The following is a 24121-nucleotide window of genomic DNA, read 5'->3' as shown; positions in this document are numbered from 1 at the left end:
CTGTACAGTTCCGGAGGAGATGGGTCTGCGCCAGGTCATGGTGGAGAACCCCGTAGAGGCGCAAAAGTAGTCGCGTCTTGATCGGCTAGTTTCTGCGGTTTTCAGTCTACGTCGGAAGGGCGCGTGCGCGGGAGGCGACTTCCTCGGCGAGGTAACGGTGCCGGGGCAGGAGTTGACCGGCTGGATAAGTGGCGGTCAACAACTCGATGCACTCCTGCGCAGTGGTGTAGCCGAGTCGGTTGAACAGGATCACGGCGTCATCGAGGTCGCGTTCGTCGCGGGAGGCGTGCAGCTTCATCGCCAGGAGGTAGCCGGGTGAGGGCACCTGCACGAGCAAAGACTCGGACTCGAACACGGTGCGCGGGTGCTCGTCGGCTCCGGGCAGGAAGCCCTTGGCGGCATCGTTCAGCCAGTCGGGTTCCAGCCCGTGCGGGCCGCTCATCTCCTCCGCGATCTGTCGCACCTCGGGCGCGGGCACGAACAGCGCGTCCACGTCGCGGGTGAGACGGTTGGCGTCGTAGGCCAGCGCCATCGCCGCACCGCCGACGACGAACAGTTGCGCCTGCACGCCTGCGGCGGCGAGGCGGTCGGACAGCTCGTGGAACAGGGCTTGCACCTGGTTCGCGTCGAGCTGCCCGCCCTGGGTCATGCCCTCGCCAGAGAACGTGCGGTGACGAGAATCCCGCGCCGCCGGAACGCCCCCGGGCTCTCCTGGTCGGCATCGGCACGGAAGATAGCCGGAACAGCCGGATACCAGGCTTCCGTGCGGCGCGACGGGTCATGCACCCATGCGGGAGTGGGCCATCCGTCGAGGCCTGAGAGGTAGTCGGCGAGGGCAGCGAACGCGGCGTCGAGCTGCACCGACCCGGTGCGGGGCGGCTCGTCGGTGAACACTCCGGCGGCGAGGTCAGGGCCGCCGCGACGCAGCACGGACGTGTAGTCGTCCAAGGTCTGGAGGATGCCGAACCGCCAGCACCCATCAAGACTCTCGCCATCGGCCAGCAGAGTCCGGCACGCCTCAGCGTTGTGCGCCGCCGTATGCCGCACACCGACAAGAGGGCTCGGCGAGGCCGCGGGTGTGGCGCGGGCAGCGTCAAGCAACGCCGCGACCGACAGCACTTCGCCCTGGAACACCATGACCGTCCCCTCCTTCCTCGGCCTCCATTCTCTCAGACGTTCTCAGCAGCGTCACGAGTCCACAGCCCAGGCGTTACAGGCCGCGTGCTGGTCCATCGCGGCGTGGATCACTGCGGTAAGGGCCGCGCTCGCTCGGGTCGGAGACCTGCCGCTCCCGCTCGGCTGCTTGCTGCCGCCGGTTCACCTGCTCGTTGGCCCCTTGCAGCGCCCGGTCGGACTCGCAGCCACGCACCAGTCCCGCGACCTGCGAACGCAGGTGTTCGAGGGGCTGAGCGAGGAGATCCATACCCCTATTCTGACGAGGGCCTCCGACATTGGACCGCCGGAAAGCGGGCCGGTCAAAAGCGAGAACGTGCGCCCGACCTCGGGGTCGCAAATTGCCGCAACACCGGGCTCAATCCGGCCAGATGCGACCCCGCGGCGACGCGGGCGATCGCCGGCGCGGGGGACGGGCGAACTAGGCTGAACCCATGCCCGTGACCCTGCTCGGCGCGACCGAGATCCGCGCCCTGGCCGCCGAGCTCGACGTCACTCCGACCAAGAAGCTGGGCCAGAACTTCGTCGTCGACGCCAACACCGTCCGCAAGATCGTGCACGTGGCCGAAGTGACGGCATCCGACCGCGTCGTCGAGGTCGGGCCCGGGCTCGGTTCGCTGACCCTCGCGATCCTCGAGACCGGTGCGCACGTCACCGCCGTCGAGATCGACCACCGCCTCGCCGAGCGGCTGCCGGTCACCGCGGCAGCCCACGGCGTGCCCGCGGGCGCACTCACGGTCGTCGACGCCGACGCCCTGCGCGTGACCGACCTCCCCGGCGACCCCACCGTGCTCGTCGCCAACCTGCCCTACAACGTGAGCGTCCCGGTACTGCTGCACTTCATGGAGAGCTTCGCGTCGATCCAGCGCGGCGTCGTCATGGTGCAGGCCGAGGTCGGTGAGCGCCTTGCGGCCCCGCCCGGGTCGAAGGTCTACGGCGCGCCGAGCGTGAAGGCCGCCTGGTACGGTCCGTGGCGCCTGGCCGGCACGGTCTCGCGGCAGGTGTTCTGGCCCGTGCCGAACGTCGACAGCGTGCTCGTCGCCTTCCGCCGCGACCCGCAGCCGCGCGGCGATGAGGAGCTGCGCCGGGCGACGTTCCGGGTGGTGGATGCCGCGTTCCAGCAGCGCCGCAAGATGCTCCGTCAGGCCCTGGCACCCCTGCTGGGCGGCTCGTCGGCGGCGAGCGGCGTGCTCGAGGCCGCCGGTGTCGATCCGACGCTGCGCGGCGAGCAGCTCACCGTCGACGACTTCGTCGCCGTCGCCCGCGCGCGGGGCGGTGTCGCTAGCCTGGAGCCGTGACCCTCGCCGACGACTTCCCGCGTCGGGTGCACGTGCGGGCGCCGGGCAAGATCAACATCGCCTTCGACGTCGGCGACGTGCAGCCCGACGGCTACCACGACGTGGCCTCGGTGTACCAGGCGGTGTCGCTGTTCGAGGACGTGTGGGCGTCGACGGCCGACGAGTACGCGATCACGGTCACCGGCGACCTCGACATCTCGGGAGTGCCGCTCGACGAGGCCAACCTCGCCCTGCGGGCCGCCCGGCTCGTGGCCGAGCACGTGCGGTGGGATGCCGGCATCCAGCTGCACGTGCACAAGGGCGTTCCGGTCGCCGGCGGCATGGGCGGCGGATCGGCGGATGCCGCCGCCGCGCTCCTCGCCGTCAACGAGCTGCTCGACGGCAGGCTCACCACCGCCGAGCTGCAGGAGCTCGGCGCCACGCTGGGCGCCGACGTGCCCTTCGCGGTGCTCGGCGGCACGGCCATCGGCACCGGCCGCGGCGACGAGCTCGCCCCGGCGCTCGTGCGCGGGCGCTTCGACTGGGTGCTCGTGACGAACCCCGACGGCTTGTCGACGCCCGCCGTGTACCGCGAGCTCGACCGGCTGCGCGCCGTCCCCGACATCGCGCCGGAGCACGGCGTCCCGCAGGTCGACCCGGCCGTGCTGCAGGCGCTGCGCGCGGGCGACGCCGTCGCGCTCGCGGGTGCCCTGCGCAACGACCTGCAGGAGGCGGCGCTGTCGCTGCGGCCGGAGCTCGGCGACGTGCTCGCGGCGGGGCGGCGTGCCGGGGCGCTGGCCGGGATCGTGTCGGGCTCGGGCCCGACCATCGCGCTGCTGGCCGCCGACGTGGATGCCGCCGACGCCCTCGCCGACGCGTTGGAAGCGGCCGGGCACACCGCGCTCGTCGCGCACGGGCCGGTGCCCGGTGCGCGGGCGCTCATGCACTGAGGGACTGCTCAGCCCAATTCGTCGCGCACCGCGAGCACCCCGGCAAGGGTCTCGGCGTGGGTCGTGCTCAGCGGCGACAGGCCCAGGCGGATGCCGTCGGGGAACCGGAAGTCGGGGACGACCCCGCGCTCCCACAACCGAGCCGTCACCTCACGGAACGACGGATGCCCGATCGTCACGTGCCCGCCGCGCCGGGCGGCCTCGCGCGGGCTCAGCAGCCGCACGCCGAGCGGCGCGAGCACGGCGTCGTACGCCCGCACCGCGAAGTCGGTGAGCGAGACCGACTTGGCTCGCACGGCGTCGATGCCGGCCGCGGCGATGAGGTCGAGCATCCCCTGCATCCCGAGCATCGAGAGCACCGGCGGGGTGCCGCTGAGCAGCTGACGGATGCCGGTCGCCGGCGCGTACGCCGGCCCCATCGCGAAGATGTCGGCGGCGCTCCACCAGCCCTGGATCGGCTGGCGGATCTCGGGCTGCACTCCCGTGCGCACATAGCCGAACGCGGGCGACCCCGGCCCGCCGTTGAGGTACTTGTACGTGCAGCCGACGGCGAGGTCGACGCCCCAGGCATCGAGCCGCACCGGCACGACGCCGACCGAGTGGCACAGATCCCACAGGGCCAGGGCGCCGGCCTCGTGGACCGCCGCGGTGATGGCGGGCACGTCGGCCAGCGCTCCGGAGCGGTAGTCGACGTGGCTCAGCGCCACGAGCGCCGTGCGGTCACAGACCACCGCGGCGACATCGGCGACGGTGACGCCGGCGACGGCATCCGGTTCGATCCAGCGCAGCGTGACGCCGGTCTCGGCGGCGACGCCCTCGGCGACGAAGCGGTCGGTGGGAAAGTCGCCCGACTGCAGCACGATCTCGTCGCGCCCGGGGCGGGCGGCGACGGCGGCGCGCATGAGCTTGTACAGCACGACGCTCGTCGAATCGGCGACGACGGTCTGCCCGGGCGCCGCCCCGAGCGCGACGTCGGCGATGCGGTCGCCGAGCCGCATCGGCAGCTCCATCCACTGCTCGTCCCACGAGCGGATCAGCCGCGTGCCCCAGTCGTCCCGCACGAACGCGGCCATGCGGTCGGGGAGGGCCCGCAGCGGACGGCCGAGCGAGTTGCCGTCGAGGTACGCCCGGATGCCAGGCGCTTCGGCGAAGGCGTCGACAGACGCGGCGAGCGGGTCGGCGGCGTCGAGGGCGGCGGCCTCGGCGCGGAGGAGTTCGGCGGGATCGGTCATGGCACGAGGCTATCGCCGCACCCGCCGAACTCCTCCACGGCGACTACCCGGTCGGCTCGGTGTACTGCGTGATGAGCGTCCGCTCCAGCGGATCGCGGGCGAAGCCCGTGAAGGTGCCCAGCTCGCCCTGGACGACGCGTTCGTGCACCAGCGGGATGGTCGCGTTCAGCCGCAGGATGGCGGTCTCGGCGGCCATGGTCGCGTCCTCGCGCTCGGCGCCCGGCTCGTACTGCAGACCGTCCTTCAGGATGCGGTCGATCTCCGGGTCACAGAGCTGTGCGATGTTGTTGCCGCCGTCGCACGAGAAGTCCTGCATGATCGCCGACAGCGGGTCGCCGGTGTCGAGCATCGTGTTGCGGGAGACGATCACGGCGTCGAAGGCGCCGCCGAGCATGTCCTGCTCGAGGTGCGCGTACTCTCGGACGTCCTGGGTCACGACGAACCCTGCGGCCTCCAGCTGCGCCTCGATCTGCACGGCGATCTCGGGGTTCTCCGCGCGGTCGGTGTAGGTCGCGAGGGTGATCTCGACGCCGTGGACGTCGGCCGGCTGCACCGGCGAGGTCGTGTCGCCGCGCTTGTCGGCCGCCCACGGGACGGCCGGCCCGAGGATGCCGACAGCAGGGTCGGCATGCCCCTCGTAGACGGTGTCGGCGATCTGCGTCGCGTCGATGGCCGCGCGCGCCGCGGCCCGCACGGCCGGGTCGCTGAACGGACCGGATGCCGTGTTCAGCGCCAGGTGGGTCGTGCGCGGCATGAAGACCTCGTGCACCATGTCGGGGTCGAGCAGGCTGATCTGCGAGACCGGGATGGTCTCGGCGACATCGGCCTCCGACGAGCGCAGCGCGGCGGCCCGCGCGGTGCCGTCGGGGACGAACGAGGCGTCGATCCCCGAGGCGATGGCCTTGTCGCCCCAGTAGTCGTCGAACCGTTCCAGCGTCATCGTCGTGCTGCCCTCGATCGCGGTGATCTCGAACGGGCCGGTGCCGGTGCCGAGCGGGGTGACCGTGCCGTCGTCGCCGTAGGCGGCGGCGGACAGGATCGACAGCTGCGGGCTCGCGAGGCGGTTCGGCAGCATCGCGTCGGCGACGTCGGTGACGACGGTCACCTCGTCGCCGGCGGTCACCTCGACGGTGAGATGGATGCCGCTGAGCGCGCGCGGCGACAGCCCCGATTCTCCGGCACGGTCGAGCGTGTTCTTCACGGCGGCGGCGTCGAAGGGCGTGCCGTCGTGGAAGACGACGTCGTCGCGGAGCGTGAACACCCAGGTGAGGTCGTCGACCCGTTCCCACCCGGTGGCCAGCAGCGGCTGGGGCTGGATGTTCTCGTCGAGCCGCACCAGCGTCTCGGCGGCGCTCAGCCGCGAGAGCTTGAACGCGTCGTCGCTGAAGGGGTTCATGGCGGCTTTCGGCGGCTGCATGAAGGCGACGCGGATGCGGTCGCCCCCGGTCTCACCCCCGGTGTCGCCGGTCGTGCCGGAGCCGCCGGATCCGGCGCATCCGCCGAGCAGGAGTGCGGCGGCGATCGTGAGGCTGGCGAGGGCGCGCTTCGTCGGTCTCGATGTCATGGCGTATGCCTTTCTTCTTCTTCAGTGCACCGGTGTCCGGTGCGCGGGGTCGTGCGCGGTGGCGACGGCATCCGGTGCGGTACGGCCGGTGCGGCGTCGCAGGGTGACGTTCGAGAGCGAGACGGCGAACACGCCGAGGGCGATCAGCGCCGCGGCGGGCAGGGCCACCAGGAACGGCGCGCGTTCGACGTAGGGCAGGCCTTCGGACAGCACCAGTCCCCAGTCGGATGCCGGGGGCTGCGGGCCGAGACCGAGGAAGCCGAGCGCGGCCAGCGCGAGACAGATCCCCGGCAGGCGCAGGCAGGCGTGCCGGAACACGGGGCCGATCACGCCCGGCAGCACGTAGTGGAAGAGCAGTCGCACGCGGCCGACGCCGAGCACGGGCGCGATCGCGATGTGGGGCTGCGCCTTGGCCTCGGCGACGAGGGCCGCGGTGTGCGAGGCCAGCGGCGCCCAGCTCACGGCGGCCACGGCGATTGCCGCCCCCACGGCGGAAGGCCCCATGATCGCGGCGACGATGAGGCCGGCGAGGATCGGCGGGGCGGCGTTCGTGATCTCGATGGGGCCGGCGGCCGCGTTCGGGAACAGGCCGACGACGAGACTGAGCGCGAGGCACGCGAGCATGACGACGACCCCGGTGCCGAGGGTGGACAGGGCGCCGTGCGAGACCCGGGCGAGCACGTCCCGCCCGCTCGCATCGGCGCCGAACGGGAGCGTCCAGTCGGGCGCCTGCAGCCGCGTGAAGTCGAGCGCGTAGGGGTCGCGGGGGAGCCCCGCGACGATGAGCACGACGAGGAGGACGAGCATGGCCGCGGGCAGGATCAGCGCCGACGCCGAGCTCGGGGCGCGCGGCACGGGCGCCGGCAGCGAGCTCGATCGCAGCGCCGGGCCGAGCAGGGCCACCCGCAGCAGCGTGACGCCCACGCCGAACGCGACGGCGAGGAGCATGAGCAGCAGCACGCCGCCCTGCAGCGTCGGCAGATCCTGTGCCTGCGCGGCGCCGATGGTCGTGCGCCCGATCCCGGGGATCGCGTAGACCTGCTCGACGACGACGGCGCTGGCCGTGATGCTCACGAGCACGAGCGACAGCGGCGCGGCGATGCCCGGCAGCGTCCGGCGCAGCGCTGCGAGGACGATCCGGGCGTTCGAGGAGCCGGCGACCTGCCACGTGGCGATCCACTTCTCGGCGAAGGTGTCGGCGAGGGCGTCGGAGAGCATCCGCCCGAGGAATCCGCCGGCGGGGATGCCCATCGCCAGCGCGGGGAGCACGACGTACTGCGGACCGCGCCATCCGTACGGCGGAAACCAGCCGAGCCACACGGCGAACACGATCAGCAGGACCGACGCGAGCAGGAAGTCGGGCAGGGCGGTGAATGCCGCCGCCGCGCCCCCGCCGGTGCGGGCCGGGCGCCCCGCGAGTCCCCGCCGGAAGGTCGGCACCGTGAGCAGGGCGGCGAGTACCACCGCGACGCCGAACGATGCGAGCATCAGCGTCAGCGACGTGCCGAGCGTCGTGACCAGGTCGAGGGCGACGGGCTTGCGGGCCACCCATGACACGCCGAGGTCGCCGCGCAGCACACCGCCGAACCAGGTCGTGAACGACCCGAACGGGCCGGCATCCAATCCGATCTCCCGCCGGATCGCCTCCAGAGCCTCTTCCGTGATCTCGCCCTCGGCCGAGCGGGCGCGGAAGATCGACACGGCCTGGTCGCGTCCCGACAGCAGCGGGATGATGCTGAGCAGGAAGACGACGCCCACGATGGTGACGACGCGGGAGGATGCCGCCACGAGTGCCGGTCGGGGGTTCATCGCGCCGCCCCTGCCGTGAGCACGGGCACGGCGTCGAGGAGTTCCCGCGTGCGCCGGTCTTCGGGTGCGCACAGCACCTCGGTCGTGGGGCGGTCCTCGACGATCGCCCCATCGTGCATCACGATCGTCCGCGCGCAGAGGTCGGCGACCACCGACAGGTCGTGCGACACGAGCACCAACCCCATGCCGCGTTCGTCGGCGAGGCGGCGCAGGAGGGCCACGACCTCCTTGCGCATCGGAAGGTCGAGGCCGCTGACCGGTTCGTCGGCGAAGAGGAACTCGGGCTCGGTCGCGACGGCGCGGGCCAGCGCGACCCGCTGCGCCTGACCGCCCGACAGCTCGCCCGCCCGGCGGTGAAGGAAGCCGTCGCCGAGGCGCACCGCGTCCAGCGCGCTGCGGATCAGCGCATCGTGGTCCCCGGGCACGCCGAGGCGGGCGAGCGGTTCGCGCAGCAGCCGCTGCACGCTCATGCGCGGGTCGAGGGTGCTCGCGGGATCCTGCGGGACGTATTGCACGGCGCGCCGGTACCAGCGCAGCTCGCGCACCCCGGCCGGGCGCACCGTGCGCGAACGGCAGGAGATCGTGCCGGTGTCGCCGGGCTCGAGTGCGAGCATGAGCCGCAGGAGCGTGGTCTTGCCCGAGCCCGAGGCGCCGACGAGGCCGACGCGCTCGCCGGGGCGCAGGTCGAGCGACGTCGGGTGCAGGGCGACGTGCCGTCGCGTCGTGCCGAACAGGCGCTGGCGGGGGAGCGGATACGACCGGCTCACCCCGTCGACGTGGATGAACGTGTCGGGGCTCGTGTCGTCGCGCGGTGCGTCATCGGCATCCGGCTGTGACATCCGCAGGCCCGGCGAGATCGTCGCGGCGCGCGCGGCCTCGACCAGCTCGCGCGTGTAGGCGTCTTCCGGCGCCGAGAGCACGGCGTCGAGCGGGCCCTGGTCGACGACGACGCCCTGACGCATGACCACGCCGTGCCGGCACAGTGCCGCGGCGACGGCGATGTCGTGCGTGATGAACAGCAGCGACGGCGCATCCGGACCCGCGGTGTAGCGCCGCAGCACCTCGAGCACGCGCTGCTGCGTGATGACGTCCAGCGCCGAGGTCGGCTCGTCGGCCACGATCAGGCCGGTGCCGCAGGCCAGCGCGAGCGCGATGCACAGCCGCTGCCGCTGTCCGCCGGAGAGTTCGCCGGAGAACCGCTGCAGCAGCCGTTCGGGGTCGGGGAGCCCCACCGAGGCGGCGAGGTCGACGGCGGCGCGACGGGCGTCGTCGCGCGAGAGCGACCGGTGGCGGCGCAGCGGCTCGGTGAGCTGGGCTCCCAGCCGGACCAGGGGGTTCAGCGCCACGGCGGAATCCTGGAACACCGCCGCGACGCGAGCCTGCGCGGGGCGCCGGGGCGCCGGTATGCCCGCCACCTCGATGCCGTTCACGCGGATGCTGCCCTCGACGACGGCGTGGGCAGGGAGGTTGCCGAGGATCGCCCCGGCGGTCAGCGACTTTCCCGACCCCGACTCGCCGATCAGGCAGGCCCGCTCGCCGCGGTCGACGCGAAAGGTCGAACCGTGGACGAGGGGATGTCCACCGATCCGGATGCGGAGGTCGGTCACGTCGAGCGCCGGGGTGGATTCACGAGCCATATTGATAATGATTATCATTTAAACGTATGCGTGACCAAATCGCGACGACGTCTCGGGACGACGCCCGGATCGCCGCACCGGCGACCCTGCTGGGGACGCAGCTCCTGTTCAACGTCGGCTTCTACGCCGTCGTGCCGTTCATCGCGGTGGTCCTGACGGACGACTTCGCCCTCGGCGGAGCCGCCGTGGGGCTCGTGCTCGGCGTGCGGGCGTTCTCGCAGCAGGGGATGTTCCTCGTGGGCGGGGTGCTCGCCGACCGCTGGGGCGCGAAAGCACTGATCCTCGTCGGCTGCGGCGTGCGCGCATCCGGGTTCCTGCTGCTCTCCGCGGCGCTGTGGCCACAGCTCGGGACCGCGCCCGAGCCGCCGCTCCTGTCCGTCTTCATCGCGGGCACCGTGCTGACCGGGCTCGGCGGCGCGATGTTCTCACCCGCCCTCAACACGCTCGTCGCGGGTGCCGACCGTCGCCGCAGCGGGGGCGTGAACCTCTTCGCCTGGCTCACCGTCGCCGGCGAGCTCGGTGCGGCGACCGGGCCGCTGGTCGGCGCGCTCCTGCTCGGTCGGGGGTTCGCCGTCGTCGCCGTCGCGGGGGCGGGGCTGTTCGCCGTCATCGGCTGTCTGCTCTGGTGGCGGCTGCCGCAGACGCCGCGCCGTTCCGGCGGGCCGGCACGGCGACCCGGGCGCGTGCCCGCGGCACTGACCGACCGCCGTTTCGTCGCTTTCGCCGCGCTGCACAGCGTCGACCTGCTCGCGTACAACCAGCTCTATCTCGCGTTTCCGGTCGAGCTTCGGCGGGTGGATGCCGGCGCTCTCGCCCTCGGCGCGATCTTCGCGTGGGTGTCGGTCCTCACCGTCGCGCTGCAGCTGCCGGTCGCCTCCTGGTCGCGCCGGTTGCCGTCGGCCGCGGCGCTGCGCATCGGATACCTGTGCGGCGCCTCCGCCTTCCTCGTGCTCGCGATCGCCGCGCCGTTCGCTCCGGCGCCGGGGTGGGAGCTGCTGCCCGCTTTCGCGGCGGCGACCCTGCTGACGGCGGGGCATCTGTTCGCCCTGCCGACGGCGCTCGGCGCGGTGGGCGGCTTCGCCGGCGCGCTGCCGACGGGCTCGTACTTCGGTCTGCTCGCCACCTGCGGGGGTCTCGCCGTCCTCGTCGGCAACGTCGTCGTCGGCGCGCTCCTCGGTGCCGCGTCCCTCCCGCAGCCCGCGGCGGCGCTGCCTTGGCTCGCGCTCGCCGCCGCGCTGCTGACCTCGGCCGGGCTCGTCGGGAGCCGGTGGATGTGGGTGCGCCGCTGACCCGACCCTCGCGTAGCCTGGACGGGACATGGCACATCTGCTCGGGGCCGAAGGCCTGCACCTGGAGTTTCCCACCAAGATCGTCTTCGACGGCGTCTCGCTCGGCGTCGACGAAGGGGACCGCATCGGCATCGTCGGGCGCAACGGCGACGGCAAGTCGAGCCTCATGGCGATGCTCGCGGGGCGCCTGTCGCCGGATGCCGGACGCGTCACCGTGCGCAGCGGAGTGCGCGTGGGCGTGCTCGACCAGGGCGACACGCTCGACGACGACCTGACCATCGCAGAGTCGATCGTCGGCGACCGGCCGGAGCACGAGTGGGCGGGGGATGCCGGCATCCGCGACGTCATCGCGGGCCTCGTCGGCGACCTCGACTGGAACGGACCGGTCGCGGGGCTGTCCGGCGGTCAGCGGCGCCGGGTCGCCCTCGCACGGCTGCTGGTCGGCGACTGGGACGTGCTGGCGCTCGACGAACCCAGCAATCATCTCGACGTCGAGGCGGTGGCCTGGCTCGCGCAGCACCTCACGCGGCGGTGGACGGCGAATGCCGGCGCGCTCCTGCTGGTGACCCACGACCGGTGGCTGCTCGACGAGGTGTGCACGAAGACCTGGGAGGTGCACGACCGCATCGTCGAGCCGTTCGAGGGCGGCTACGCGGCATACATCCTGCAGCGCGTCGAACGCGACCGGCAGGCGGCCGCCATCGAGCAGCGCCGGCAGAACCTCGCGCGCAAGGAGCTCGCGTGGCTGCGGCGTGGCGCCCCGGCGCGCACGAGCAAGCCGAAGTTCCGCATCGACGCGGCGAACGTGCTCATCGCCGACGTGCCCGAGATCCGCGACAAGGTGCAGCTGCAGTCGCTCGCCGTCTCCCGCCTGGGTAAGGACGTCGTGGATCTCCTGGACGCCGGGGTCACCTACGACGACCGGCCGGTGCTGACCGGGGTGGAGTGGCGCATCGCGCCGGGGGAGCGCACCGGCATCCTCGGCGTCAACGGCGCCGGCAAGTCGACCCTGCTGGGCCTCGTCGCCGGCGCGATCGAGCCCACGAGCGGGCGGGTCAAGCGCGGCAAGACGGTCAAAGTGGCGACCCTGACGCAGCGCATGGACGAGCTCGACGAGCACCTCGACGAGCCCGTGCGGGTCGTCATCTCGCGGCTGCGCACGAACTACACGTTCGGCATCGGCTCGAAGGCGACCGAGCTGACCCCCGGTCAGCTGCTGGAGCGGATGGGGTTCTCGTCGGCGCAGCTGTCGACGCCGGTGAAGTGACCTCTCCGGCGGGCAGCAGCGGCGCCTGCAGCTGCTGCTGGTCCTGCTCGACCAGCCCAACGTTTTGATCCTCGACGAGCCCACCAACGACCTCGACACCGACATGCTCGCCGCGATCGAGGATCTGCTCGACTCGTGGCCGGGGACTCTCCTCGTGGTCAGCCACGACCGCTACTTCATGGAGCGCGTCACCGATCAGCAGTACGCGATCCTCGGCGGGAAGCTGCGGCACCTGCCCGGCGGCGTGGACGAGTACCTGCGGCTGCGGGTAGCCTCCCGCTCGTCCGCACCGGTCGTTGAGCGAGCGAAGCGAGACGAAACGTCGCCGGCCACCCTCTCCGGCGCCGACCTGCGCGCCGCGCAGAAGGAGTTCTCTTCCGTGGAGCGGCGGATGGGGAAGGTGCAGGAGCAGATCTCGAAGGGCCGGGACGCTCTTGCCGATCACGACCAGTCGGACTACGTAGGTCTTGGCCTGGAGATGGAGCGGATCACCGCGCTGGAGAGCGAACTGGAGGATCTCGAGGAGCGCTGGTTCGAACTGGGCGAGGTCGTCGAAAACTCCGCAGGCTGAGGAGCGCGGTTGCGAAGAGGGGCTAGCTGGACGTGCTCTGCATGCGGTTCTCATATCCGATGATGACGAGGTGTACGCGGTCTCGGGCGTGGAGCTTGGCGAGGATGCGGTTGACGTGGGTTTTCACGGTCGGCACGGAGAGGAAGAGCCGGGTGGCGATCTCGGCGTTGGCGAGGCCTTCCACGACGCAGGAGAAGACGTCGATTTCTCGCGGTGACAGCACGGCGAGCGGATCCGGCCCGGTGGCCGTGGCCGCACGGGTCTGAGCGTCAGCAACGACGAAGGTCTCGATCAGTTTTCTGGTGATGCGGGGGTCGAGCACGCTGTCTCCGGCTGCGACCGTGCGGATCGCGTCGGTGAGCTGAGCCGCCGTGGCGCTCTTGAGGAGGAAGGCGCTCGCGCCCGCACGGAGGCTGCCGAAGGCGTACTCATCGAGATCGAACGTCGTGAGCACGATCACCCGTGTCTCCCGGTGCGCGGCGGTGATCTGCCTGGTTGCCTCGATCCCGCCCATACCAGGCATTCGCAGGTCCATGAGGACCACGTCGGGTCGCAGGGATGCTGCGAGGCAGACGGCTTCTTCGCCGCTGCCGGCTTCGCCCGCGACGTCGAGGTCGTCGGTCGCCTCGATCACGAGCGCGTTCCCGGTTCGGATCAGCGCATGATCGTCGACGAGCAGCACCCGGGTCCGTGGATCAGCCATCGCGCCCTCGCTCTCTGTCCGGCTGCAGCACGGCAATCGTGCGCCACCCCCCGCCGGGTCGCGGCCCCGCCTCCGCGTGGCCGCCGAATGCGCGGGCGCGCTGCTCGATGCCGACGAGCCCGTGTCCCGGGGTGTGCGGCGCCGTCTGGGGGCATCCGTCGTCTTCGATCTGAACCTCGATCCGGGCGTTCTCCTGCCGAATCGTCGCGCTGGCCGCCGATGGCGCATCCGCGTGACGGAGGGTGTTCGTCAGCGACTCCTGCACGATGCGGAAGACCGCCTGCCGCACGGCCACGTCATCGGGCAGCGGATCGCCGTCGCGGGTGAGCGTCACCGGGAGCCCCGCGATGCGGAAACGCTCGACAAGCTCTTCGACGGTCGGGAGATTGTCGCCCGAGCGATGCAGGTTCTCATTCAGACCGGCATCGGATGCGCGGAGCAGGTTGAGCGTGCGGTGCATGTCATCGAGGGCATCGCGGCTGACAACCGCGATCTGCTCGACCGCCGCGTTGGCCTTTTCCGGTTGTTTCTCTCGGATGCTCGTCGCGCCATTCGCAAGCGACACGATCACCGTGAGGGCGTGCGCGACCACGTCGTGCATTTCGGCGGCGATGCGCGTCCGCTCGGCGAGCGCGGCGTGATCGATGCGTTCGTTGACGAGTTCCACAAGGCGCTGTTGCTGATCCCTGCGGCTTTTCACGATGACGCCGATCACGAGCGCGACCAACGAGAACGGTTCGAACAGCGCCACCAGGGGCGGCTGCGTCCCGCTGAGGGAGTACGGGATCGTCGCCAGCGCTGTCGCTGCGACCCCGGTGCCGTAGCCCGCCACCGCGCGCCGGGTGGACTGCGTCGACGCGACGGCAAAGAGTGCAAAGGCGAACGGGATCATCGGGAACGCCATCCCCGGCCTCGCGATGGGGCTGAACGCGCACGCGCACGCGACCACGATGAGCATCGTGAACGGCCACCGGCGGCGCAGAAACAACGCGGCCGCGGTGATCGCGAGCAACGAGTATCCCCACCAGCCGACGTCGTCGGCGCGGGAGATCAGCGCCGCCAGATACGGTCCACACGCCAGCACCACGACCACCGCATCGACCACGACGGGATGGCGACGCAGCCAGGCCAGCGGTTTCGCGGGCGGACGGCGCAGATCGCCGATCTGCATGCTCACCGGTTCAGCCCTCCTCGCTCCCATTCTCCCGAGGTTCAGGCGTCGCGGGTTTTCAGCAGCACAGCGGACAGCGCGAGCGCGGCGGCGGCCCAGAGGGCGAGCACCCCGAACCCTGCCCACGGGGTGAGCTGCGCCGTCGTCTCGAAATCGGAGATCAGACGGCGCCCCGCGAGGGTCGGCAGATAGTCCACCACGTCTCTCACCCCGGGGATCGAGGAGAGCACCGGCGGCAGCACGATCAAGAGCGCGAGCACGGCGATCAGCGCGGCGACGACCTGACGGATCGACGCCGTGGCGCCCACCGCGAAGATCGCGATCACCGCGAGGTACAGCCCCGATCTCACGCTCAAAGACGCGGCCTCTCCGAAGGAGACCGCGTAGTGCACGTTGGTGCCCGTCAGCATGGCGGCCGAGAGCCCGAGCGCGATGGCCGACCCGCTCACACCGACGAGGAACCCCGCGGCACCGAGCACGAGCGCCTTCGCGCCCAGCCAGGGGATGCGTGTCGGCAGCGAGAGCAGCGAGAGTCGTACCTGACCGGAGGTGTATTCGTTCGTGATGGCGAGCACGGCGACGATTGCGACGACGATCTGCGCCCACAGCACGCTGTCGACGAACTGCATCGGTGTCGCGGTGATCTCCTGCCCGGCGAACCGTGGGTCGGTGAGCCGGGAGATCATGCCGAGTGAGAGCAGCCCGCCGGAGCCCGCGATCATCACCACCGCGACGAGAAGCAGGATACGGTTCGACAGCAGCGTCGAGAGCTTCAAGACTTCCGCGCTGATCGCGCCGGCCCACGCCGGGCGCGCCGCGCGTGCCGTGTCGGCATCCATCACGGGTACCTCCTTCTGGTCAGACATCACGGCCACCCAGCACCAGCGCTGCGCAGAGCACGCCGGCGACGGCCCAAGCGAACAGCACCGCCCCGCCGCCCCACGCGGTGAGCGGCGATGCCGGGTTGTCCGCCGCGATCAGCAGGCCACCCGCGGGAGACGGAAGATACGGCACGACGTGCGGGACCGGCTCCCACGGGATCAACGTGATCGCGAGCGGCAGCACCCAGATGAACCCGATCACGGTCAGGATGCCGGCGACCAGGTCGCGCACGATGACCCCGATCGCGACCGCGAGGATCGCGATCCCGGCGAGGTACACCCCGGCGCCGACCACGAGCCGCACCGCCAGGCTCGCATGTCCGGTGAGATCGACGCCGCCGATCGCGCCGGCGAGCAGCGCGCCGCCGGCGCCGAGAGCACCGGCAAGAAAGGCGGTGACACCCATCACCACCGCCTTGCCGACGAGCACCGGCCACCGGGTCGGGGCGGCGAGGAAGGTCACCCGGCTCGTCCCGGACGACCATTCGGTGCACGCGAACACGGCCGCCAGCACCGCGACGAGCATCTGCGCCCACGATGCCCCGGCAAGCAGTTCCGTCGGCGTCACCGACTGCGCGCTCCGCGCCCACACGAGCAGCACCGCCAATCCCGGGGTCAACAGGAACGCGACGCACATCGTGATCGGGTTCGAGAGGAGGGTGCCGAACTTCACCCACTCCGCCCGCATCACTCGCACAGGCGTCGCCCGCGTCACGGCATCAGAGGTCATGACGCGCCCCGACCCTCGTCGCCGGCGCGGTACTCGACGGCATCGCTCGTGAGCTCTGTGTACGCCTCTTCCAGCGTGCGCTGCACCGGCGAGAGTTCGAGCAGCACGATCCCCGCATCCGCCGCCCGCTGCGCGATCTCTTCGACAGGCACCCCCACGATGTCGGCCATGGCCGCATCGTGCGAGGTCGTGGCGACGCCGGGTGCGACCAGCAGCCGTAACAGTTCGCCGAGTTGCCCGGTGCGCACCCGAACCCGTTCCTCGTGCGCGGTCAGCTCGGACAGCGGGGCGTCTGCGATGAGTTCGCCCCGTCCGATCACCACGACGTGCTCAGCGACCAGCGACAGTTCGCTCAACAGATGCGAGGAGAGGAACACGGTGCGCCCCTCGCGCGCCAGATGCGCGAGCAGGTTCCGCATCCACGTCACGCCCTCGGGGTCGAGGCCGTTCACCGGCTCATCGAGAATCAGCGTGTGCGGATCGCCCAGCAGCGCGACCGCGATCCCGAGGCGCTGGCTCATGCCCAGCGAAAACTTCCCGGCCTTCCGCTTCGCGACGCTCTCAAGACCGGCAAGACCGATCACCTCATCGACACGCTTCCTGGGGATGCCGTGCGTCGTCGCGACCGTGCGCAGATGATCGACCGCCCGGCGGGATCGGTGCGCCGACTTCGCATCCAGCAGGGTGCCGACCTCCCGCAGCGGCGCACGCAGTCCCGCGTACCGCCGCCCGCCGATCAGTGCCTCGCCCGAGGTCGGACGATCCAGGCCCACGATCGAACGCATGGTCGTCGATTTGCCCGCGCCGTTCGGTCCGAGAAACCCGGTCACCTTTCCCGGCTGCACCTCGAACGAGAGGTCGCGGACGGCCCAGTTCTTGCCGTATCGCTTGCTCAACGACAGTAGGTGAATACTCACAACAACCTCCGACTTCGCGCGGTGAATCTCGATCCACCTCGACGCTACGGAGGCGCCCAAGGGGTGCGATGCCAACCACGGGTGGAACTGTTCGGGCGGCTGCCGGCGCGAGACGCCCCTGCGCCACGGCGACGGTCTTCGCCCTGCTTCTCGAGGGCTGCTGCGCCTTCCGCCGCTGAGGCGGGCAGGGGTCACGCTCGGCCTTCGGGCCGCGCGCCCGGCCCTGAAGCAGCCGGCACCCGCAATACCCCGAAGGGGTATCGTGGATGCCGGAGGCCACCGCATGCACGGATACTCGCTGGACAAGGAGGCGCTGCAGCGCCGGATGAACCGGGTCGAGGGGCAGGTGCGCGGCATCGCGCGGATGATCGACGACGACCGCTACTGCATCGACGTGCTCACCCAGATCGCCGCCGTCACCAGCGCGCTCGAATCCGTCGCGCTGACGCTGCTCGACGATCACCTGGGGCACTGCGTGACCGACGCGATCCACGAGGGCGGCGACACTGCCGAGGCGAAGCTGAAAGAGGCCAGCGGCGCCATCCGCCGCCTCGTCCGGTCCTGACGCCTGCTGCGCCCGATGAGCGGCTACAGTCGGTAGTGATGCTGTCCAGAACGTGACGGAAAGGAGGCGAGGGGGATGACCACTGTGGAGGCGCAGGCGCAGGATGCCGGCATCCGTCCCGAGCCGACGATTCCCCGCGCCGACCGATTCATGCGTGCGCTCCTGCGGGTGCCGGCAACCGACAAACGCGCGGCGCGCGGCGCCGAGCGGGCGTTCCGGACGGCGATCATCGTGTCCGGCATCCGCTGTCTCATCACCTACCTCGCCGTTCCGATCCTCATCCCCGTCGCTGCCGTCGCGGGCATGATCGCCACGCCGCTGAGCATCGCGCTGTGCCTGTTCGCGGCCGTGAACGGCGTCATCGGCGTGCGCAGGTTCTGGATCTCGAACCATCGCTACCGCTGGATGTACACCGGCTTCATGGCGGTCGTGTTCGTCGTGCTCGCCGTGGCTCTCGTGATGGACATCGGACGATTGGTGGGCGCATGAGCGACAAGGTTCACGAGGCTCCGGTCGACGAGGCTGAGGGCTCGCCGCGTGCCGTGTGGCTGACCGTCGCACTTTTCGTCGGCTTCGTCGTGCTGATGTCCAGCTGCATCGCGGTGAACTTCTTCTGACTCAGGCGCGGCTCGAGTGCCGCGTCACCCACTGCGTCACCCACTGCGCAGCCAGGAGGACGACGGCGGCGATCGCGGTGAGTGCCGCGCACACGAGGAACATGCCGGGGTAGCCGAATCCCGGGATGCCGGCGATCGCGATGATCGGGCCGGTGAGGATCGCGCCGACCCGTCGGGTGTTCATGAAGATCCCGGTGGCGATGCCCGCGCCGCGGATGACCTCCTGGAAGAACGTCATGCCGATGCCGAGGAGCGCGGCGAACGACCAGGCGTTGAGCACCTGCAGGGCGATCAGGGCGATCGGATCGTGCACGAACGCCAGCGCAGCGTAGTAGACGACGGCGGCGACGCATCCACTGATCAACAGGCCGTGGGACGAGAACCGGCCGCTGAACCGTCCGATCAGCCACAGCGCCGGGATCTCCAGCAGCGCCGCGACGCCGAGCACGATGCCGCCCCAGAACACCGGCAGGTCGAGCCCCGCCGTCACGAACAGGGTCATGACCGTCATGATCGTGTTGTTCGTCGCCTGCAGCAGGACGAAGGCGAGCAGGATGGCGATCAGCTGCGGCCAGCCGGGCCGGTCGCCGGGTGCGGCGGGGGTGGGCTCGACGGCATCCGTCATCGCGGCCGGGATGCCGGGATCGACGGGGTCCGTCGGCAGAGGGTTGCCCGCCGCGGCGGCGCGCCGGTGCCGCAGCATCAGGATCGTGGTGATGACGTTACCGACGCCGACGACGGCGATCGCGACGAGGATCGATCGGTCGCCGAGGGCGCCCATGAGGAGCGTCGCGACGGGCGGCCCTGCGACCCACGCGAACGACACGATGGCGCGCGTGTTCATGACCTGCGCGGTCGCCGCGCCCGCGTGGCGCAATCCCGCATACAGCAGCGTGCTGCCCACGCCGGCGGGACCGCCCAGCACGACGAGGGCGATGACGGCCAGCGGCAGCGCGGTCGCCAGCGCGAGGGTGCCGGCGAGGGCGATGGTCAGTACGCCGCAGATCAGCATTGCGCGCAGGTAGTCGCCGGTGCGGTCGGCCCAGCCGGGCAGCACGAGCGACGCGATGAACCCGCCGACGTTGTACACCACGAGCACCCAGCCGACGTCGGCGGGCGTCGCGTCGTAGAGCGACGTGAGGAGGAGGGCGAGCACCGGGTTCAGGAAGGCGAACTGCAGACCCCACAACAGCGCCGAGGCCGATGACAACAGGCGGGCCGGTTGCACAGGCGGGGGAGGGGTCACTTCGCCATCAGATCACACCGCCCGACGCGCCGACAGGTACTGGTGTTGCACCCTTGATGTGCCAAAAGCAGGCTGAAACGTCGATTCGGCGGTCCCACGGGGCCGGCGAGTGCGGTTGAGCCTGCTTTTGGCGCGCCTCAGGCGTCGAAGCTCAGGCTGAGCTTGCGCAGCAGTCCGGCGAGGCGCTCGCGGTCGGTGCGGGGGAGCGCGCCGAGCAGCGCGGCCTCGGCATCCACGAGCCGGGTGATGGCGGCGTCGACCCGGATGCGGCCGTCGTCGCTGAGGGTCACCAGCACGCTGCGGCCGTCGTCGGGGTCGGCCTCGCGGCTGACGAGCCGGCGGGCGACGAGGCGGTCGATGCGGTTGGTCATCGTGCCGCTGGAGACGAGGGTCTGCTGCAGCAGCTGCTTGGGGCTCAGCTGGTACGGCTCGCCCGCGCGGCGCAGCGCCGACAGCACGTCCCACTCCCACGGCTCCAGGTCGCTGCGGCGGAACGCCTCGCGCCGCGCCCGGTCGAGGTGCCGCGACAGCCGGTCGACGCGGGAGAGCACTTCCAGCGGCGAGAAATCGAGGTCGGGGCGCTGCGTGCCCCACGCGACGACGATGCGGTCGACTTCGTCGTGCTCGGTGGTCATGCTCCCATTATCCCGGCTCGGCATCCGCGCGGCATCCGCCATGTTGTCGATAACACTTCGGTAACAGAGTGGCCGGAGAGCTTCTCACGCGCTCGCCGGGTGACGCACACTGTGACCGGTAACAGTCCTGTCGCACGGGCCGCGGCATCGTAGATCGAAGGAGATCGAACTCCATGCGCACCCGCTTCCGCATGCCCGCGCTCGGCATCGTCGCCGCCGTCATCATCGGCGGCCTCACGCTGCCCGCGGCCGCGATCGCCGACGACACGGAGACCCCCGTCTCCGCCGGGATCACGGTCCCGAAGGTCGAAAACCTCCCGGACGACTTCATCAGCGGCGTCGACGTGTCGTCCGTGCTCTCGCTCGAGGAGTCCGGCGTCGTCTTCCGCGACGACGACGGCCAGCCGGCGGACCTGTTCGACGTGCTGAAGGAGCACGGCATCACCGATGTCCGGGTGCGCGTCTGGAACGACCCCTACGACGCCGACGGCCACGGCTACGGCGGCGGCGAAGTCGACGTCGCCCGCGCCGTCGAGATCGGCGAGCGCGCGACGGCGGCGGGCCTGGGTGTCCTCGTCGACTTCCACTACTCCGACTTCTGGGCGGATCCGGGCAAGCAGAAGGCGCCCAAGGCGTGGAAGGACCTGTCGGTCGCCGACAAGGCCGCCGCGGTGCGTGACTACACGACGGATGCCCTCGCGCAGTTCGCCGACGCGGGCGTCGACGTCGAGATGGTCCAGGTCGGCAACGAGACCAACAACGGCGTCGCGGGCGTGACCGGGTGGGCGAACATGGCGCAGATCTTCTCCGCCGGGTCGGCTGCCGTCAGGGAGGTCTTCCCCGACGCCCTCGTCGCGCTGCACTTCACGAACCCCGAGACGGCGGGCCGGTATGCCGGCTACGCCGCGAACCTCGCCGCCGCCGGCGTCGACTACGACGTCTTCGCCTCGTCGTACTACCCGTACTGGCACGGGACGCTCGCCAACCTCACGAGCGTCCTGAAGAACGTCGCCGACACGTACGGCAAGAAGGTCATGGTCGCCGAGACGAGCTGGGCGTACACGCTGGAAGACGGCGACGGTCACGGCAACACGATCGACCTGCCGAGTGAGGCGACGCAGTACCCCGTGAGCGTGCAGGGCCAGGCGTCGGCCGTGCGCGATGTCATCCAGGCCGTCGCGAGCGTCGGGTCGGCGGGCATCGGCGTCTTCTACTGGGAGCCGGCATGGCTGCCGGTCGGCACGCCCGCGCAACTCGCGCAGAACAAGCTCCTGTGGGAGCGCGACGGCTCGGGCTGGGCGTCGAGCTACGCCGGCGAGTACGACCCCGACGACGCGGGCCAGTGGTACGGCGGCTCGGCCTGGGACAACCAGGCCCTGTTCGCCTTCGACGGCACGCCGCTGGAGTCGCTCGACGTGTTCGCCTACGCCCGCACCGGCGCCATCGCGCCGCGCGCGGTGACCTCCGTCGAGCAGCCGGCGATCACGGTGCAAGACGGCGCCACCATCGCCCTGCCGCAGAGCGTCACGCTGACGTACAACGACGGATCCACCGAGCAGGATGCCGTCACGTGGTCGGAAGCCGCCGACTTCATCTCCGGTCCCGGCACCTACGCGATCGCCGGCACGACCGCGAGCGGACATCAGACCACCGCGACGGTGACGGTGCTCGCCGTCAACCTCTTGCGCAACCCCGGTTTCGAGGATGCCGACGTCTCGATGTGGACCAAGACGGGCAGCGGCCTCACGATCCGCGCGACCGACGACCCCCGCACCGGCACGCGGTCGGCGCACTTCTACGCGGCATCCGCGTTCTCGTTCACCCTCTCGCAGAAGGTCACGGGGCTTGCGGCGGGCACCTACAGGGCGTCGGCGGCGCTGCAGGGCGACGGCGAGAATGCGTCCAGCGTCATGACCATTGCGCTCTCCAGTGCCGCGGGCAGCGCCAGCGCGCCGTTCGAGTTGAACGGCTGGAAGGCGTGGTCGACGCCGACGACCGATGCGGTGACCGTGCCGGCGAACGGCACGGCGACCGTCACGATCACGGTCTCCCTGCCGGCCGGTGCGTGGGGCACGATCGACGACGTCGTGCTGACGCGCGCCGCCAGCGGGGCCGACACGACAGCCCTGCGCGCGGCGGTCGATCGCGCGAAAGCCCTCGATCGCACGATCGTCACGGCCGCATCGCTGGCCCCGCTCGATGCCGCCCTCGTGATCGCCGACGTCGTGCTGGCCTCGGCGGCCCCCGACGCGAGCATGGTCGCCGCGGCCCTGAGCCGTGTGCAGAACGCGTGGGAAGGGCTCGTCCTCAGCGGCGCGGAGCCCGCGCCGGTGGTCGTCCCCGTGACGCGCACCGTCGTCGAGGGCGATGCCGTGACGCTACCCGCCGAGGTCGACGTCCGCCGCTGGAACGGCAGCGTGCAGATCCAATCGGTCACGTGGGCCGACGTGCTCGGGCAGATCGGCAGCACGGGCCAGTACACGATCTCCGGCACCACGTCGCAGGGCCTCGCGGCCACCGCGACGGTCACGGTGACGGCGCGCCAGTGGGTGCGCAACCCGGGCTTCGAGCAGACCGACGTCAGCATGTGGGAGGTCACCGGTACGGGGGCCGCGATCGGGGCGACGACGGATGCCGCCGCCGGCAGCCGTGCCGTCTCGTTCTGGGCCGGCACCGCGTACGCCTTCGCCGTGACGCAGAGCATCACGGGCGTCACGCCCGGCACGTACACGCTCGCGGCGACGGCGCAGGGCGACGGGGAGGGCGCCACCGACCAGCTGCGGGTGCAGGCGACGACAGCGACCGGCACGACGTCGGCACCGCTCGCGCTCGACGGCTGGCAGGCGTGGCGCACCGCGACGACGCCGGAGTTCACGGTCGGTGCCGACGGCGTGCTGACGGTCGCCGTGACGGCCTCGCTGAGCGCCGGGACGTGGGGCACGGTCGACGCGCTGCAGCTCGTGCGGGCCGGCGATCGCGTCGACACCACCGCACTGGCGGCATCCGCCGACGACCTCGCGGGCCTCGCCGCCGCCGACTACACCGAGTGGTCGTACGCGCCGGTGCCGCTGGCGATCCAGCGCGCGCGGATCGTCGTCGTGGCCGACTGGCCGACGACCGCCCAGGTGACGGCGGCGACGGATGCGCTCGCGCAGGCCCGCGCCGGACTCGTCCGTCGTGACGCCGACAGTGCGACGGCGGTGCCCGCGAAGGGCGTGCTCAGCAACGACAACGGCTGGGACACGGGCCTTGCGGACGGCGACTACACCGTGACGATGAACCTGTGGTGGGGGCAGAACGCCTCGAGCTTCCGGCTCTTCGAGAACGGCGTGCTGATCGCCACCGTGCCCCTGTCGGCGAACGGCACCGCCGCCCAGACGGCCACCGTGAAGGTGAGCGGGAAGAGCAACGGCACCTACCGCTACACCGCCGTGCTGGCCAACACGCAGGGTGAGACGACCCTCGACGCGATGACCGTCACCGTGACGGCGGCGAGCCCGGGTGTGCCCGTCCTGAGCCACGACAACTGGGACGGTGACGGAGCCTTCACCGTGACGGCCAACCTGTGGTGGGGAACGAACGCGACGAGCTACCGTTTCTTCGCCGACGGCGTCGTGGTCGCCGCGGGTGTGCTCAGTGCGCACACCCCGGCCGCGCAGACGGCCCGGCTGGTCGTGGCCGGAGCGCCGAAGGGCTCGCACGTCTACGTCGTGGAGTTCCGCAACGCCGCCGGTGCGACCGTCAGCCAGCCGCTCACCGTGGCTGTCACGCGGTAGGCGCCGCGCGAACACAGACCGGTGGGATGCCGGGGGAGGCCCGACCCCCGGCATCCCACCACCTGACCGGTGCTGCGCGCATGGCAGACTGGACGGGCGACCGCGGCGTGA

Annotated in this window: 21 protein-coding genes and 1 pseudogene; 8 read left to right on the top strand and 14 right to left on the bottom strand. The window is 71.3% G+C overall.

Going from position 1 to position 24121, the window contains the following annotated elements:
• Positions 1-106 precede the first annotated feature (106 nt).
• The 3 genes from QM720_RS00355 to QM720_RS00345 form a co-directional block, all read right to left on the bottom strand.
• A complete protein-coding gene (locus QM720_RS00355; protein WP_415123981.1) occupies positions 107-649 on the bottom strand; it encodes a DUF6036 family nucleotidyltransferase in 543 nt (180 codons plus the stop codon).
• Positions 646-1137 carry a hypothetical protein gene (locus tag QM720_RS00350; RefSeq protein WP_415123979.1) on the bottom strand — a complete coding sequence of 164 codons (492 nt, stop codon included), beginning with the start codon at positions 1135-1137 and terminating at the stop codon, positions 646-648. Before QM720_RS00350 ends, QM720_RS00355 begins: the two co-directional genes overlap by 4 nt.
• A gap of 73 nt (positions 1138-1210) precedes the next feature.
• Positions 1211-1423 carry a hypothetical protein gene (locus QM720_RS00345; RefSeq protein WP_415123977.1) on the bottom strand — a complete coding sequence of 71 codons (213 nt, stop codon included), beginning with the start codon at positions 1421-1423 and terminating at the stop codon, positions 1211-1213.
• Positions 1424-1607: 184 nt separating this feature from the next.
• On the opposite strand from QM720_RS00345, the gene rsmA reads away from it, so the two are divergent.
• Positions 1608-2471 (top strand): 16S rRNA (adenine(1518)-N(6)/adenine(1519)-N(6))-dimethyltransferase RsmA, encoded by an 864-nt coding sequence (gene rsmA / locus QM720_RS00340; RefSeq protein ID WP_415123975.1) that lies wholly within the window; start codon positions 1608-1610, stop codon positions 2469-2471.
• The gene (locus QM720_RS00335; protein WP_415123973.1) at positions 2468-3400 is read left to right on the top strand and encodes a 4-(cytidine 5'-diphospho)-2-C-methyl-D-erythritol kinase; all 933 of its coding nucleotides are present in this window, start codon (positions 2468-2470) and stop codon (positions 3398-3400) included. Before rsmA ends, QM720_RS00335 begins: the two co-directional genes overlap by 4 nt.
• An 8-nt stretch (positions 3401-3408) precedes the next feature.
• On the opposite strand, the gene QM720_RS00330 is transcribed toward QM720_RS00335, so the two are convergent.
• Genes QM720_RS00330 through QM720_RS00315 form a run of 4 tightly spaced genes read right to left on the bottom strand, consistent with a single transcriptional unit; the run spans position 3409 to position 9642 of the window.
• A complete protein-coding gene (locus QM720_RS00330) occupies positions 3409-4632 on the bottom strand; it encodes a kynureninase (RefSeq protein ID WP_415123971.1) in 1224 nt (407 codons plus the stop codon).
• Positions 4633-4675: 43 nt separating this feature from the next.
• On the bottom strand, positions 4676-6196 hold the full coding sequence (locus QM720_RS00325) for an ABC transporter substrate-binding protein (RefSeq protein ID WP_415123969.1): 1521 nt from the start codon (positions 6194-6196) through the stop codon (positions 4676-4678).
• A 21-nt stretch (positions 6197-6217) separates the two neighbouring features.
• Positions 6218-8005 (bottom strand): ABC transporter permease subunit, encoded by a 1788-nt coding sequence (locus tag QM720_RS00320; protein WP_415123967.1) that lies wholly within the window; start codon positions 8003-8005, stop codon positions 6218-6220.
• The gene (locus QM720_RS00315) at positions 8002-9642 is read right to left on the bottom strand and encodes an ATP-binding cassette domain-containing protein (RefSeq protein ID WP_415123965.1); all 1641 of its coding nucleotides are present in this window, start codon (positions 9640-9642) and stop codon (positions 8002-8004) included. Before QM720_RS00315 ends, QM720_RS00320 begins: the two co-directional genes overlap by 4 nt.
• 26 nt (positions 9643-9668) lie before the next feature.
• Between QM720_RS00315 and QM720_RS00310 the strand changes: the two genes are divergently transcribed.
• Together QM720_RS00310 and QM720_RS00305 are read left to right on the top strand one after the other, a co-directional pair.
• Complete coding sequence (locus QM720_RS00310) at positions 9669-10931, top strand: MFS transporter (protein WP_415123963.1); 1263 nt, start codon at positions 9669-9671, stop codon at positions 10929-10931.
• A 28-nt stretch (positions 10932-10959) separates the two neighbouring features.
• A pseudogene (locus QM720_RS00305) lies at positions 10960-12769 on the top strand (ABC-F family ATP-binding cassette domain-containing protein).
• A 22-nt stretch (positions 12770-12791) separates the two neighbouring features.
• Here the strand turns inward: QM720_RS00305 and QM720_RS00300 are convergent.
• From QM720_RS00300 to QM720_RS00280, 5 genes are all read right to left on the bottom strand, one after another.
• Positions 12792-13451, bottom strand: coding sequence for a response regulator (locus QM720_RS00300; RefSeq protein WP_415123961.1), 660 nt, complete (start codon positions 13449-13451; stop codon positions 12792-12794).
• A gap of 13 nt (positions 13452-13464) precedes the next feature.
• The gene (locus QM720_RS00295) at positions 13465-14364 is read right to left on the bottom strand and encodes a sensor histidine kinase (RefSeq protein WP_415123959.1); all 900 of its coding nucleotides are present in this window, start codon (positions 14362-14364) and stop codon (positions 13465-13467) included.
• Positions 14365-14684: 320 nt separating this feature from the next.
• Positions 14685-15509 (bottom strand): hypothetical protein, encoded by an 825-nt coding sequence (locus QM720_RS00290; protein ID WP_415123957.1) that lies wholly within the window; start codon positions 15507-15509, stop codon positions 14685-14687.
• Complete coding sequence (locus tag QM720_RS00285; protein WP_415123955.1) at positions 15502-16254, bottom strand: hypothetical protein; 753 nt, start codon at positions 16252-16254, stop codon at positions 15502-15504. Before QM720_RS00285 ends, QM720_RS00290 begins: the two co-directional genes overlap by 8 nt.
• Positions 16251-17171: an ATP-binding cassette domain-containing protein gene (locus QM720_RS00280; protein ID WP_415123953.1), complete on the bottom strand. Its 921-nt coding sequence runs from the start codon at positions 17169-17171 to the stop codon at positions 16251-16253. The genes QM720_RS00285 and QM720_RS00280 overlap by 4 nt, the downstream gene beginning before the upstream one ends.
• Before the next feature lie 283 nt (positions 17172-17454).
• On the opposite strand from QM720_RS00280, the gene QM720_RS00275 reads away from it, so the two are divergent.
• The 3 genes from QM720_RS00275 to QM720_RS00265 all read left to right on the top strand — a co-directional run bounded on the left by QM720_RS00275 (position 17455) and on the right by QM720_RS00265 (position 18353).
• Positions 17455-17736, top strand: a complete 282-nt coding sequence (locus QM720_RS00275) for a metal-sensitive transcriptional regulator (protein ID WP_415127753.1) — start codon at positions 17455-17457, stop codon at positions 17734-17736.
• Positions 17737-17811: 75 nt separating this feature from the next.
• The gene (locus tag QM720_RS00270; RefSeq protein WP_415123951.1) at positions 17812-18225 is read left to right on the top strand and encodes a hypothetical protein; all 414 of its coding nucleotides are present in this window, start codon (positions 17812-17814) and stop codon (positions 18223-18225) included.
• Complete coding sequence (locus QM720_RS00265) at positions 18222-18353, top strand: hypothetical protein (protein ID WP_415123949.1); 132 nt, start codon at positions 18222-18224, stop codon at positions 18351-18353. Before QM720_RS00270 ends, QM720_RS00265 begins: the two co-directional genes overlap by 4 nt.
• Before the next feature lies 1 nt (position 18354).
• Here QM720_RS00265 and QM720_RS00260 read toward each other — a convergent pair whose 3' ends face one another.
• Both QM720_RS00260 and QM720_RS00255 read right to left on the bottom strand, forming a co-directional pair.
• Positions 18355-19599, bottom strand: coding sequence for an MFS transporter (locus tag QM720_RS00260; RefSeq protein ID WP_415123947.1), 1245 nt, complete (start codon positions 19597-19599; stop codon positions 18355-18357).
• A gap of 137 nt (positions 19600-19736) precedes the next feature.
• The gene (locus QM720_RS00255; protein ID WP_415123945.1) at positions 19737-20234 is read right to left on the bottom strand and encodes a MarR family winged helix-turn-helix transcriptional regulator; all 498 of its coding nucleotides are present in this window, start codon (positions 20232-20234) and stop codon (positions 19737-19739) included.
• Positions 20235-20407: 173 nt separating this feature from the next.
• On the opposite strand from QM720_RS00255, the gene QM720_RS00250 reads away from it, so the two are divergent.
• Entirely contained in the window at positions 20408-24010 is a 3603-nt protein-coding gene (locus tag QM720_RS00250; RefSeq protein WP_415123943.1) for a glycosyl hydrolase 53 family protein, read from the top strand.
• Positions 24011-24121 lie beyond the last annotated feature (111 nt).

The organism is Microbacterium sp. (assembly GCF_047602155.1).
Classification (GTDB): domain Bacteria; phylum Actinomycetota; class Actinomycetes; order Actinomycetales; family Microbacteriaceae; genus Microbacterium.
The sequence above is the reverse complement of the archived record's forward strand: the minus strand, read 5'-3'. Positions and strand labels throughout refer to the sequence as shown.

What these genes read in the sequence shown, in the direction of transcription:
- rsmA (WP_415123975.1), top strand. Translation starts at nt 1,608, where the DNA reads ATGCCCGTGACCCTGCTCGGCGCGACCGAGATCCGCGCCCTGGCCGCC.
- QM720_RS00325 (WP_415123969.1), bottom strand. Translation starts at nt 6,196, where the DNA reads ATGACATCGAGACCGACGAAGCGCGCCCTCGCCAGCCTCACGATCGCC.
- QM720_RS00330 (WP_415123971.1), bottom strand. Translation starts at nt 4,632, where the DNA reads ATGACCGATCCCGCCGAACTCCTCCGCGCCGAGGCCGCCGCCCTCGAC.
- QM720_RS00295 (WP_415123959.1), bottom strand. Translation starts at nt 14,364, where the DNA reads ATGATCCCGTTCGCCTTTGCACTCTTTGCCGTCGCGTCGACGCAGTCC.
- QM720_RS00350 (WP_415123979.1), bottom strand. Translation starts at nt 1,137, where the DNA reads ATGGTGTTCCAGGGCGAAGTGCTGTCGGTCGCGGCGTTGCTTGACGCT.
- QM720_RS00355 (WP_415123981.1), bottom strand. Translation starts at nt 649, where the DNA reads ATGACCCAGGGCGGGCAGCTCGACGCGAACCAGGTGCAAGCCCTGTTC.
- QM720_RS00290 (WP_415123957.1), bottom strand. Translation starts at nt 15,509, where the DNA reads ATGTCTGACCAGAAGGAGGTACCCGTGATGGATGCCGACACGGCACGC.
- QM720_RS00345 (WP_415123977.1), bottom strand. Translation starts at nt 1,423, where the DNA reads ATGGATCTCCTCGCTCAGCCCCTCGAACACCTGCGTTCGCAGGTCGCG.
- QM720_RS00285 (WP_415123955.1), bottom strand. Translation starts at nt 16,254, where the DNA reads ATGACCTCTGATGCCGTGACGCGGGCGACGCCTGTGCGAGTGATGCGG.
- QM720_RS00265 (WP_415123949.1), top strand. Translation starts at nt 18,222, where the DNA reads ATGAGCGACAAGGTTCACGAGGCTCCGGTCGACGAGGCTGAGGGCTCG.
- QM720_RS00310 (WP_415123963.1), top strand. Translation starts at nt 9,669, where the DNA reads ATGCGTGACCAAATCGCGACGACGTCTCGGGACGACGCCCGGATCGCC.
- QM720_RS00270 (WP_415123951.1), top strand. Translation starts at nt 17,812, where the DNA reads ATGACCACTGTGGAGGCGCAGGCGCAGGATGCCGGCATCCGTCCCGAG.
- QM720_RS00250 (WP_415123943.1), top strand. Translation starts at nt 20,408, where the DNA reads ATGCGCACCCGCTTCCGCATGCCCGCGCTCGGCATCGTCGCCGCCGTC.
- QM720_RS00315 (WP_415123965.1), bottom strand. Translation starts at nt 9,642, where the DNA reads ATGGCTCGTGAATCCACCCCGGCGCTCGACGTGACCGACCTCCGCATC.
- QM720_RS00320 (WP_415123967.1), bottom strand. Translation starts at nt 8,005, where the DNA reads ATGAACCCCCGACCGGCACTCGTGGCGGCATCCTCCCGCGTCGTCACC.
- QM720_RS00255 (WP_415123945.1), bottom strand. Translation starts at nt 20,234, where the DNA reads ATGACCACCGAGCACGACGAAGTCGACCGCATCGTCGTCGCGTGGGGC.
- QM720_RS00275 (WP_415127753.1), top strand. Translation starts at nt 17,455, where the DNA reads ATGCACGGATACTCGCTGGACAAGGAGGCGCTGCAGCGCCGGATGAAC.